Genomic DNA, 12,659 nt, shown 5'->3' with positions numbered 1-12,659 from the left:
TGTTATTTAAAGGGGGTAAACTTACCAGTCTTTCGCGTTTTTAGCTGGTTTTCCTTTTACTTTTTTTCCGTTTATTTTTTCTTGAACCTTTTTTTCTTCATTACTCATCGCTTCTAAAATGTTTTTTATTTGTTGCGGTGAGAGTTGATTAGGTCGAGGCGGTTGTTGTTTAGGATCCTGTTGGTCTTTAGGTTGATCACCTGGTTTTGGATTTTTGTCCTCTTGATCCTTTCCTTCATCGCCTTTCTGTTCTTTGTTTTTATCAGAATTTTGATCGTTTTCTTTATTGTCTTGGTTTTGCTGATCGTTTTTATTCTGATTGTCGTCTTGGTCTTGGTCGTTCTTATTTTGTTGTTGATCTTGTTGCTGATCTTGATTGTCTTTGTCTTTATTTTTGTCGTCGTTGTTTTTGTCGTTTTGTTTTTGTTGATCGTCTTTTTTCTTCATCTCCTTTGCCAGGGCAAGATTGTATCTTGTTTCTTCATCTGAAGGATCGTTTCTTAAAGCCTCTTTATATGCTTCAATAGCTTTATCATATTCTTTGTTTTTCATGAACACATTTCCAAGATTATGATATGCGCTATGACGTTCTTCTTTGGTCTGTGCTGTTTCGCCAGCTTGTTTGTATCTTACAAAGGCTTCACCAAAGCTATTTTCTTTGTAATAGGCATTCCCAAGATTGAATTTAGCCGCAGCATTATCGTTGCTGGTAGCAATAGCCTTTCGGTAGTTTGCTTCTGCGTCAATAAAATTATCGTCTACCAATTCTTTATTTGCATCATATGTAAGGTTGTTTGATGCCTTTAATTTTTGCTTTTGCTCCTTGATCTCTTTATTCTCTTGTGAAATCCCTACAATTGGCAATGATAATATTAGTATGTATAATATTTTCTTCATGATTCTTTTTCGTTAAAAAGATTCAGTTTTGTTAACCATGCTGTTCTTCTTTCTAAAAAGAAAATATCTATGAACAGTAAAAAGATTGCGCCTCCCAGGAACCACTGAAACTGATCCTTAAAATCAGCAAACTGTTTGGTTTCAAATTCCTTTTTATCCATTGAGTTAAGGGTGTCTGTTACGAAATCAACAGTTTCACCAGTGTTGGAACCATTAATATATGCACCATTACCTTTGTTAGCCACTTCTTTTAAAACATCCTCATTAAGTTTGGTAATAACCACCTGACCATTTTGATCTTTTTTGTAAGATTCAACAATGCCATTTATTTTAATGGGTATAGGACCACCTTTGTTAGTTCCAACGCCAATACTGTATACCTTAATACCTTCTTCAGCGGCACTTTCTACGGCTGCAGCGGCTCTTTCGGAGTGATCTTCACCGTCAGATACTATGAATAGTACTCTATTGGTCTGATCTGCATCATTGTAATAGGTTTTGGCTAAATCAATAGCCTCGTCTATCGCAGTACCTTGAGAAGAGAGCATATTGGTGTTCATGTTTTGTAGGAACATTTTTGCTGCACCATAGTCGGTGGTAATTGGTAATTGAGGGTAAGCCTGTCCGGCATATGCAATAATTCCAATTCGGTCTGATCCGAGATGATTAATAATTTCGGATACAATACGTTTTGATTTCTCTAAACGATTTGGAGCTATGTCTTCCGCAAGCATACTCTTAGATACATCAACTGCGAATACCACATCCACACCTTCTCGCTTTACCGTTTCTAATTTGGTGCCTATTTTAGGGTTAACCAGGGCGATGCTTAAACAGACAATAGCTAACATCAGAACAACAAGTTTCAAAACAGATTTGCTAGTAGATCTGTCAGGACTTAAACGTTTTAATAGATCGGCTTCGGCAAACTTTTTTTGCGTTCTTTTTTTCCAGAATTGTACAGCCAGAAACAGTACAAATAGCACTGGAAGTAAAAAGAGTAAATAAAAATATATTTTTTCGTCTAACTGGTACATATGTATTCTTCTAAATTAAACAAAACTCCTAAACAAAGTGTTTCGTAACAAAAACTCTAATAATATCAACCCAAGGCCTAATAGGACCAACGGCCTGAATTTTTCTTCATATTTGGTATACTTGAATTCTTCGACCTCCGTTTTTTCAAGTTTGTTAATTTCACCATAAATCTCCTCTAACTTTTTATTATTTGTCGCCCGAAAATATCGCCCTCCTGTTTCATCAGCTATCTTTTGTAATAAGTCTTCATCGATTTCAACTTCTCGAAGACCATATTTAAAGCTACCGTCTAGATTATAGGCAATAGGAGTAAGAGCCATTCCATTGGTTCCAATTCCAATTGTATATACTTTAATTCCAAATTCTATGGCCAGGCCGGCTGCAGTTTGTGGTTCTATAAATCCAGCATTATTTACTCCATCTGTTAATAAGATAATTACTTTGCTTTTTGCTTTACTTTCTTTTAAACGATTCACGGCCGTGGCTAATCCCATACCAATCGCTGTTCCATCTTCCAGAAGACCGTAGTTTACCTGTCTTAAAGCGTTTAGAACAATAGACTTGTCACTGGTTATTGGTGTTTTAGTAAAGCTTTCTCCGCTATATACCACAAGCCCTATTCTATCGCTCACACGTTCCTTTATAAAATCACTTGCTACCTCTTTTAAAGCTGAAAGTCTGTTGGGTTTTAGATCTTTAGCCAGCATACTGGACGATACGTCTATAGCCATAACAATATCGATACCTTTTGTGGTCTTAGTTCTGGATGAAATGTCTTTAGTTTGAGGTCTGGACAAAGCAACAATAAAAAATGCCAAGGCTAATAACCTTAAGATAAATAGTAAGGGTTTTAGTCTTGATAAGAATGAAGAGGAGACCTTAAAACCTTTTAGTGATGAAACTTTTATGGAAGCAGTTTCTTTTTTATGCTTAAAAATATACCATATGATAGCAATCGGTAATGCTAAAAGCAACCAAAAGAAATATGGGTTTGCAAACTGAATATTTTCTAACATTTAGCTTCCTGTTTTAAAATCAATTGAATTAGTAATTCGTTCTACAATCTCATTGGCATAGTTGTCGCCTTCCCGATAAACCATCATTACCTGTTGAAATCCGCCTCCTTCTGAAAAATTTAATAATATGTACTTAGCATTATGGGTGTCTTCATTATTGCCATTATCTACTTGCATAGAGCCATATACCTTTAATCCTTTTTTGTTAGTAGGAGTGGTTATTTCTTCATCTTTTAAAATGATATTTTTAGCTCCTTGTTTTTCCATCGATTTTATGGTAGCATCTATTGCTTTTTGAATATCAAAATCTACACCTTTTTTGTAGGTTGTGGAAGAAACCATGATATAAAAGTTGTCTATAATACTACCATAGTTAAAAACCTGGTTCGTACTAATCATGTTGTTGGCTTCTGCTGGAAGTTCAAGATTAACTCTTTTGAGAACTTTAGGTGTTTCAATCGAGATAGGAGGGTATCCATATTCACTATTAATCCAGTCGCCTTCCACTAATTCTTTGGTAGGATGACCTATTATGGTGTCTTTTACATATCCAAAACCATAATACCATCCAAAAGCACTAATTGTAATTCCTATAATTAATAAACTAGTGATCGTTGTAATTACAATTTTTCGCTTACGCTTTTTATTAGCCAACTCTTCAAGGTATTCTTCATTTTGAAGAAGTTCCTCCTCGGTTGGTTCAGGTAAGGCCTCTTTTGTTTTGATTACGATGTTTTCAATTACTTTACGATCTCCTTCGATTACTGAACTTTCTGGTGTCGAGCGAGCAAACTTAACCAGGTCGGCAGTTTCTAAAACCTTCTTAAACTGAATTATAGTTTCATTGTCAATATCCAGACTTCCAGCATCTTTTAATAATTCGATTTTGTTAATGAGCTCATCAGTAGTGCTTTCCAGTGCTGTAATGTGTACGTCTTCTTCCAGATAAGAGCGCACAATATTAGTTAGTTGGGTATAATATTCTTTATATTCAGATTGAATCAAAAATTTTGATTCATCTAATTTTTTTAATTCCAGCATTGCTCTGTCATAGGGCGGTAACAAAGCTTCTTTTTCTTCTTGAGTTAAAGGTTTTTCTCTAAAAACAAACCAGTATAAAAGTCCACCTATAATAGCTAAACCGATAAATGCATAAAAAATATACTTCCACCATCCCGAGTAATTTTTATCAACTTCAACTAGAGGTTTGATGTCATACATTTTTTGTTTGGTTGTGTCGACCACAACGGAAGCTACATTTACTTTGATTGAATCAAGTAGGTATGGTTTTTTGTTAACTAAAACTGTTTGAATAGGAATGTTATAAGTCCCTGAGTCGAATTTGGTTAATGCATATTTTTTAACCAGATTCAGTTTATCCGCAATAATAACAGAGTCAACAGGAGAAGTTTCTACAACCTCAAGTGGGGCGAAGGTTTGTCCTTCGGGAAACATCACCAGTGCACTTGTATCGGTTTCGACTTGAATCTTATATTGGATTTGTTCACCAATTTTGATAGTAGTCGAATCAATACTGGAAGTTACCTTTGGAGTGGTTTGTGAATATGCAGCAATAGATCCAAAACCAAAAAAGCTCAATAGGAGCCAAAGGTTAAAAAGTTTTATTTTAATAATATGTAATTTGTATACTTTCATTCTTATCCACGTTGCTTAAAATAACCTAACAACTTTTTTACATAGCTTTCATCAACACGGCAGCTTAAAACGCCACAGCCGCTTTTGGTAAAGGCATTTTTAAAATAGGCTTTTCTGCCTTGGTAAAACTTTGAATATTCTTTTCTGACAGATTTAGATTGAGTATTAACCAGCATAAGTTCACCGGTTTCTGCATCCTCCATCCTAACCATTCCTATATTTGGAATTTCTTCTTCACGTTTATCAAAAACCCTGATCCCGGTTACATCATGTTTTCTTCCAACAATCCTCAATGTATGTTGATAGTCATCAGTCATAAAATCTGAAAGAATAAATGTAATTGCCTTCTTTTTAATTACGCTTGATAGAAAACGAAGTGCTTCTGAGAGGTCTGTTTTTTTGCTTCTAGGCTCAAATTCGATAAGTTCACGTATGATTCTTAAAATATGAGACCTTCCTTTTTTTGGAGGGATAAAGAGTTCGATTTCATCGGAAAAAAGAATTAATCCAACCTTGTCGTTATTCTGCATTGCTGAAAAGGCCAGGGTGGCTGAAATTTCAGTTAATACTTCTTTTTTAAACTGATTGGAGGTTCCGAAGAATTCAGAACCAGATACATCAACCATGAGCATCATAGTGAGTTCACGTTCTTCCTCAAACACTTTAACGTAGGGTTCATTGTATCGAGCTGTTACATTCCAGTCGATTGCACGAACATCGTCACCATAAGTGTATTGACGAACCTCACTAAACGTCATTCCACGCCCCTTGAAGGTTGAGTGGTACTCACCTCCAAAGACATGGTCGCTTAAACGACGTGTTTTAATTTCAATTTTCCTTACTTTTTTTAATAGCTCTTTGGTATCCATCTTTGCATGTCATTCCGTCTCTAAAGACGTAATCTATTAGTGCTTCATTTGGGTTGGTTAGATTCCTGATGTTCTCAAGAATGACAACAATCGACTATGGTACTTCTACCTCGTTTACAATTTTATTAACGATGTCAACGGAAGTGATGTTTTCTGCTTCAGCTTCATATGTGATTCCAATTCTATGACGGAGTACATCATGAACAACTGCTCTAACGTCTTCAGGAATAACATAGCCTCTTCTTTTGATAAAAGCATAGCATTTAGCTGCAGTTGCTAAATTAATACTTCCACGTGGAGAGGCACCAAAACTTATCAAAGGTTTTAAGTCTGCAAGGTTATACTTTTCCGGATAACGGGTTGCGAAAATAATATCTAAAATATATTTTTCAATCTTCTCATCCATATAGACTTCCCTTACTGCTTGTTGTGCTTTTAAAATTTGTTCTAATGAAACCACTTGTTTGACATTTTCAAAAGCTCCTTTTAAATTCTGTCGAACAATCAACTGTTCTTCATTAAGTTTAGGGTAGTCAATAACTACTTTTAACATAAATCGATCGACCTGTGCTTCGGGTAAAGGGTACGTTCCTTCTTGTTCAACAGGGTTTTGGGTCGCCATTACTAAAAATGGTTTATCTAATTTGAAGGTTTCGTCACCGATGGTAACTTGTTTTTCCTGCATAGCTTCCAGGAGAGCAGATTGTACTTTCGCAGGAGCACGATTAATTTCATCAGCCAAAACGAAGTTTGCGAAAATTGGTCCTTTTTTTATAGAGAAATCATTTTCTTTGATATTGTAAATCATAGTTCCTACCACATCTGCAGGAAGCAAATCAGGGGTAAACTGAATACGGCTAAAAGAACCGTGAACAGCTTTTGATAAAGTGTTTATGGCAAGGGTTTTTGCCAGACCCGGAACACCTTCTAATAAAATGTGTCCTTGTCCAAGAAGACCAATTAACAAACGCTCTACCATTTGCTTTTGTCCAACGATTACTTTATTTATTTCTAAAGTAAGAGCTTCAATAAAGGCGCTTTCCTGAGCAATTTTTTCGTTAATAACACTAATATCAATAGTACTGTTTTCTTCCATCTTCAAGTTTATTTTTGAGGCGTTAATTTAATACGCTTATTAATTGAATGCAAATTGAAAATTTATTTACTGTCCTGCTGTTAACGATTGGTTAAAAAATAAAAGAGCAACCCTTTGATAGGCTGCTCTTTACAAAAAATTATGAATTATTAACTTATTCTAAAGTTATATCATCTAAAACTGTGGTTTCTCCAAGTTTTACTTCTACGTCAGTTATTTCTTTAGAAGTAAGGTCAGATACTTCTTCCGGGGTAAGTGTAACCGTATAGGTTCCGGGAAGAATACCTTCTAAAGTAAAAGTTCCGTCTTCGGCAGTAGTTGTCGAAATCGATTCAACTTCTCCTTCCTCACCTCCCTCAACAGGAACTTCGACAGAAATATTTACTGAAACGCCTTCATTAAGTATTTTACCGGAAATAGATCCCGTAGTAACTTCTTCTAATTCAATTGTGCCCAGATCCAGGATTTCCCCATTAACTACTTCGATACCTTCAACAAGAGCATTTTCATACCCAGAATCTTCGGCTGTTGTTATCATAACATCATGAGTCCCTTCCGGAACGCCATAAAGCATGAATACACCATTTTCGTCAGTGTAGGCAGAAATTGTAGTTTCTTCATCCAGTACAATGGAGACCATTGATTGGAAATCAGAAGGTGTTACAGTTCCGGTTACTATTCCTGAAGAAACTTCAGCACTTAATCTTAAAACAGGTTTTAAAATATACTTCCCTGAGTTTCCCGCTTGAACAATTGATTTATCCGCATCGAAGTCTATGGTAAACTCATAGCTGAAACCGGCTTCCAGTTCTTGATTAAGTTTTAATTTCAAACCTGATTGTTGAGCACTAGGCGTATCCAGATCAATTTCTTCTCCATCCACAACAATAGTGTTGTTGTCACCTAAGATCAGGCGAATTTGATCAACCATGCCAGAAGGCACTTCATTGTCAGCTAAAACAACATTAACACCTCCGGTTAATTCCAACAAATCATAGACGCCGGAGTTTATTTCTCCAATACTTTCCCAAGCTCCATTTTCGTCATATTGAACCATTACGTCCTGGACATCAATATTAACAGCATCATAATCCCCCGGAGCATCCGTTAGTTTCACAACAATATGCGAAGATCCGTCGACTTTTGTCGCTCCATCATCTTCACTACATGCAACAAATAATGTTGTAAAGGCGATAAGACTTAGGGTTTTTAATAAATTTTTTTTGAGTGATTTCATAGATAAGACTTTTGTTATTATTATTTTCATATGGTAATTTATATACGGCTCTTAAACGAGTTTAGATGTTAAAAAACCTTAAAACACTATAGTTTGAAGTGATTTCTCAAGTATAAATTATTTAAAATTTTCTAATGTTACTGTTATAAATTCTTGGCAATAGGGGAGTTTAGCCTATGATGCTTTGTTTGTATAGCATGTAGATTAAATCGGCAGAAAAACTATAAATATAGATTGCTTACAAAATCTGTGATAGTATTAATTCGCTGGGATAGAGAAACAATTTAAGAAAAAAATACAATAAAATCTAAGAAAAGTATAATGAACAATAAGACAGCTTTAATAACAGGTGCATCAAGTGGGATTGGTCTCGCAACAGCCAAAACATTTGCGGAAAATGGAATTAATCTCATTCTGTGTGGTAGAAGACAAGATCGACTGGAGCGTTTAAAGAACGACCTTAAATCTAAAGTGTTTATTCATTTGTTAAATTTTGATGTTCGGGATAGAGAAGCTGTTTTTAATGCTTTCGATTCATTGCCTGATGCTTTCAAGAGAATTGATATTCTGATTAATAATGCCGGTAACGCTCATGGTTTGGATTCCATAGACGAAGGAGATATTGATGACTGGGATATGATGATGGATATTAATGTAAAAGGCTTGCTATATGTAACAAAAGCTGTTCTGCCTCAAATGACCAAAAGAAAAGAAGGACATATTATAAATATTGGATCAACTGCAGGTAAGGAAGTATATCCAAATGGGAATGTTTATTGTGCTAGTAAGCATGCGGTTGATGCGTTGAATCAGGGGATGCGAATTGATCTTAATAAATTTGGGATTCGGGTAGGAGCTATAAATCCTGGAATGGTCAAAACGGAATTCAGCGACGTACGATTTAAAGGAGATAGTGAACGTGCCGATAATGTTTACCGCGGTTTTCAGCCTTTAAGTCCCAATGATATTTCAGAGATCATCTATTTTGTTGTTTCACGTCCGCAACATGTTAATATTGCAGATCTTGTGGTTATGAGTACAGCTCAGGCCTCATCTACTATAGTTAATAAAGAGTTATGATTAACAAACGCCTTTTAGTTAAAAACCTTCTTTCCCATAACGATGAAAACAGCTTTTATGATAAAAAGCGGTATGTTAATATTGGAGATAAAGAAGGGAAGGCTAAATTTTTAAAACACGTTTGTGCTCTGGCTAATTCTAACCCATTTAATAATTCTTTTATTGTGGTAGGAGTGGAAGATGCTACTAATGAAATTCTGGGAGTTGATTTTTTTGATGACAGTAAAATTCAAAATCTTGTGAATGCTTATTTGAGTAATCCGCCGATGATTTCTTATGAAAACATACCCTTTCCAAATTTGCCAGAAGGAAAAGTAGTTGGTCTTGTAACGATAAAGTCTACCGGAGCCTTATGTGCCCTTAGAAAGAATATCTGGAAGTATTGGGGTGGAACAGTGTTTTTCAGAGAGGGGAGCATAAGTATGCCACAAAGTTTTAACGTTGAAATAAAAGACGTTAACGCATCTATTGTAGCAGAAATAGAGCAACATGCGAGCAATAACATAGAATTAACTTTAGACGGGGTAATTGATTTTTTAAACAATCGTCATGCCGATCTGGAGTCTAGCTATAAGGTTTTTAAAGAACAGTTTGTGGTTTGTTGGGCAGGTCAGACCAAAAAAGTAAATGAAAATGTTTATTATTCAAGGCTTGATATCGAGCTTATAAATGAGCAGGTTAAGCTTTTTTATTCGGCTTTGGATGAAGTGGAAGTCACGGTTACAGAAGACATGTTCACCATTACGGAATATGTGCAATTGGGATTGAACGATCAACAAAAGTATTATCCATTGGAGAAAGTGGTAATTAAATTTAAAAACAACGGGACCTATAAAATAGATAGTACTTTGTTATTTGAACCTCCTCAATTCGATCGTAAAATGCTGTATCATATCTTTAACAATAATAATTCAATACTTGAAAAGTTGAAGAAAGGAGTCACCTTAAATGCTCAGAATAAAAAAGATATAAAAAATCTGCCTGCAACCCATCTTATTTGTTTTTTAAATGGATTTGAAGGCGCTAAGCAAATGCTTGAAGATTATAGATGGTTTGTTAAGGAGTATGATCTAAAAATTTACAGATCATTAAAAGAGGCATTAAGAATTTTAAGAAAGGTTAAATATGCTTAATCAGTATGACAACTTTTTTTTGAATAGAAACTCAACAGCTATCTTTGTTTAAAAAGATTTAGTTTATGCCTCAAAGAACTTTAGTTGTAGGAGATATTCATGGTGCTTTCAAGGCATTGATACAGGTGCTGGAAAGAGCAGGAGTCAGTCAAAATGATAAATTGATTTTTTTAGGGGATTATGTTGATGGATGGAGTCAGTCTCCTGAGGTGATAGATTATCTAATAGAGTTAAATAGTAAAAACGAATGTGTTTTTATAAGAGGGAATCACGATGATCTATTCCGAAAATGGCTGGATGAGAGAAAGCATAACCCTCAATGGCTAATTCATGGTGGTCAGGCAACTCTTGATGCGTATAATCTGTTGGAAGAAAATATTGTTAATATTCATAAGGGTTTTTTAGAGTCATTAGAAAATTATCATTTGGATGATAAAAATCGTCTTTATGTGCATGCCGGGTTCACAAATCTTCATGGAGTAGATTATGAGTATTTCCCTAAAATGCTTTATTGGGATCGATCGTTATGGGAAATGGTATTAGCTCTGGATCCTGAATTGTCTAAAACATCAGATAGGTATCCTAAACGTATTCAGCACTACAAAGAGATTTACATCGGGCATACCCCGACAACCAGGATAGGTCAAACCAAACCTGTTAAAGCAGCGAACGTTTGGAACCTGGATACTGGAGCCGCCTACAAAAGTCCTCTCACCATAATGGATGCTGATACCAAAGAATTTTGGCAAAGTGATAATGTAAACTTACTATATCCGAATGAAAAAGGAAGAAACTAGTTTCTTTTCATTCTCGCAACAAAGTGAAATTACTATTTTAGCCTTCATAAAATGATTTAGATGAAAATTATTTCCTATAATGTTAATGGTGTTAGAGCCGCGCTAAGAAAAGGATTGATAGATTGGTTGAAGAGGGCTGACCCCGATGTACTCTGTTTGCAAGAAATTAAGGCTATGAAGGAACAAGTAGACCTTGATTTATTCGAGGAAATAGGGTATAAGTATCACTATTGGTTTAGTGCTGAAAAAAAAGGATATAGTGGAGTAGCAATTCTTTCAAAAAAAGAACCAGATCATGTAGAGTTTGGAACAGGAATTGATTATATGGACGCTGAAGCCAGAAATCTTAGAGCTGATTTTAATGGTTTGTCGGTGATGAGTTTGTATCTGCCATCCGGGACTAATTTGGCTCGATTGGAGCATAAGTTTAAGTATATGGATGATTTTCAGGAATATGTGGACGGTCTGAAACAGGAAAAGCCAAATTTGGTAATCTGTGGAGACTATAATATATGTCATCAAGCTATCGATATTCATGATCCAGTGCGTAATGCAAAAGTTTCTGGTTTTTTACCAGAAGAGCGTAAATGGTTAGATGGATTTATTAATAAAGGGTTTATCGATAGTTTCAGGTATCTTAATAAAGAACCTCATAATTATTCATGGTGGACTTACAGGGCGAATGCAAGAGCCAATAATAAGGGTTGGCGTATTGATTACAATATGGTTTCAGAACCTTTGCAAGAAAATATTAAAAGAGCCGTTATATTACCAGAAGCAAAGCATAGCGATCATTGTCCTATAATGGTTGAACTGGATGTTTAAAATAGAATCCCCCAAAATTATACTTATGTTAAAAAAAATATTTGTTGGAACAGTGTTAATTGCAATGGCATCTTCTTGTGTGTCATCCAAAGTTTATAATGATTTAGAAAGTCGTTATGCAAAATTGAAACAGGAGAGAAATGAGTTAGCTGCTGAGAATCAGGAGCTTGAATCGGCTAATAATAAATTGAATAATGGTGTTAGGGTCCTTCAGGAGGCTTATGACAAGGTGGTTGCTGAGCGCGATCAATTACGTCAGGATTATGAAGCTACCAAATCTCAATTGACAAAGCTGCAAGAGTCTTATGATGCCTTAGAGAAACAAAGTAGTTCTGCAATTGCAGAAAATTCAAGGAAGAATAGAGAGTTGTTAACACAACTGGAAGAGAAGGAAAGAGTTTTAGCGGAAGAACAGGCTCGACTAGAACAACTAAAATCCGAGTTAGATAGTCGCTCCCAGAGGGTAAATGAACTGGAAGGTTTAATAGCGTCTAAGGACGCGGCAATGAGACAATTAAAAGATGCTATTTCAAAAGCACTCTTAGATTTTGAAGGTAAGGGACTCACCGTTGAACAAAGAGATGGGAAGGTTTATGTTTCTATGGAAAATAAATTACTGTTTCAGAGTGGGAGCTGGGCTGTAGGAAGCGAAGGTCAGAGGGCCGTTCGGCAATTAGCAAGTGTGTTGGCTCAAAATCCGGAAATAAATATCTTAATTGAAGGTCATACAGATAATGTACCATATCGCGGTAATGGATCTTTAGATGATAATTGGGATTTATCAACTAAAAGAGCAACTGCAATTGTGAGATTGCTTGTGAAAAACACTGGGATTGACCCTAACAATCTTACTGCTGCTGGACGAGGGGAGTATGCTCCAGTTGCTTCAAACTCTACTGTTGATGGGAAAGCTAAGAACAGACGTATTGAAGTGGTGTTAACCCCGAAGCTTGATGAGGTTACAAGATTGTTAAACGATATGTAGAATAATATTGATTCTTTAACTTTGAACCTC

Annotated in this window: 12 protein-coding genes; 5 read left to right on the top strand and 7 right to left on the bottom strand. The window is 35.6% G+C overall.

The features are described from left to right. Positions 1 to 21: 21 nt before the first annotated feature. The 7 genes from P278_RS12805 to P278_RS12775 form a co-directional block, all read right to left on the bottom strand. Positions 22 to 897: a tetratricopeptide repeat protein gene (locus P278_RS12805; RefSeq protein WP_038267482.1), complete on the bottom strand. Its 876-nt coding sequence runs from the start codon at positions 895 to 897 to the stop codon at positions 22 to 24. Further along, positions 894 to 1,934: a vWA domain-containing protein gene (locus P278_RS12800; protein WP_038267481.1), complete on the bottom strand. Its 1,041-nt coding sequence runs from the start codon at positions 1,932 to 1,934 to the stop codon at positions 894 to 896. The genes P278_RS12805 and P278_RS12800 overlap by 4 nt, the downstream gene beginning before the upstream one ends. Before the next feature lie 15 nt (positions 1,935 to 1,949). After that, entirely contained in the window at positions 1,950 to 2,951 is a 1,002-nt protein-coding gene (locus P278_RS12795) for a vWA domain-containing protein (protein WP_038267479.1), read from the bottom strand. Next, the gene (locus P278_RS12790; protein WP_038267478.1) at positions 2,952 to 4,607 is read right to left on the bottom strand and encodes a BatD family protein; all 1,656 of its coding nucleotides are present in this window, start codon (positions 4,605 to 4,607) and stop codon (positions 2,952 to 2,954) included. Positions 4,608 to 4,609: 2 nt separating this feature from the next. Then, a complete protein-coding gene (locus tag P278_RS12785) occupies positions 4,610 to 5,476 on the bottom strand; it encodes a DUF58 domain-containing protein (RefSeq protein WP_038267476.1) in 867 nt (288 codons plus the stop codon). A gap of 94 nt (positions 5,477 to 5,570) precedes the next feature. Continuing rightward, positions 5,571 to 6,572 (bottom strand): AAA family ATPase, encoded by a 1,002-nt coding sequence (locus P278_RS12780; protein WP_038267475.1) that lies wholly within the window; start codon positions 6,570 to 6,572, stop codon positions 5,571 to 5,573. 154 nt (positions 6,573 to 6,726) lie between these two features. Continuing rightward, positions 6,727 to 7,809, bottom strand: a complete 1,083-nt coding sequence (locus P278_RS12775) for a DUF4382 domain-containing protein (RefSeq protein ID WP_038267474.1) — start codon at positions 7,807 to 7,809, stop codon at positions 6,727 to 6,729. A 321-nt stretch (positions 7,810 to 8,130) separates the two neighbouring features. Between P278_RS12775 and P278_RS12770 the strand changes: the two genes are divergently transcribed. The 5 genes from P278_RS12770 (at position 8,131) to P278_RS12750 (ending at position 12,629) form a co-directional block, all read left to right on the top strand. Next, the gene (locus tag P278_RS12770) at positions 8,131 to 8,889 is read left to right on the top strand and encodes an SDR family NAD(P)-dependent oxidoreductase (protein WP_038267473.1); all 759 of its coding nucleotides are present in this window, start codon (positions 8,131 to 8,133) and stop codon (positions 8,887 to 8,889) included. Beyond that, the gene (locus tag P278_RS12765; RefSeq protein WP_038267471.1) at positions 8,886 to 10,022 is read left to right on the top strand and encodes an ATP-binding protein; all 1,137 of its coding nucleotides are present in this window, start codon (positions 8,886 to 8,888) and stop codon (positions 10,020 to 10,022) included. Before P278_RS12770 ends, P278_RS12765 begins: the two co-directional genes overlap by 4 nt. A gap of 65 nt (positions 10,023 to 10,087) precedes the next feature. Then, positions 10,088 to 10,819, top strand: coding sequence for a metallophosphoesterase family protein (locus P278_RS12760; protein ID WP_038267470.1), 732 nt, complete (start codon positions 10,088 to 10,090; stop codon positions 10,817 to 10,819). 60 nt (positions 10,820 to 10,879) lie between these two features. After that, complete coding sequence (locus P278_RS12755; RefSeq protein ID WP_038267468.1) at positions 10,880 to 11,644, top strand: exodeoxyribonuclease III; 765 nt, start codon at positions 10,880 to 10,882, stop codon at positions 11,642 to 11,644. A gap of 25 nt (positions 11,645 to 11,669) precedes the next feature. Beyond that, positions 11,670 to 12,629, top strand: coding sequence for an OmpA family protein (locus P278_RS12750; protein ID WP_038267970.1), 960 nt, complete (start codon positions 11,670 to 11,672; stop codon positions 12,627 to 12,629). The last annotated feature ends 30 nt before the right edge of the window (positions 12,630 to 12,659 follow it).

Source organism: Zhouia amylolytica AD3 (assembly GCF_000511935.2).
Classification (GTDB): Bacteria; Bacteroidota; Bacteroidia; order Flavobacteriales; family Flavobacteriaceae; genus Zhouia; species Zhouia amylolytica.
Note: the sequence above shows the minus strand (reverse complement) of the source record. Positions and strands in the feature narration are given on the sequence as shown.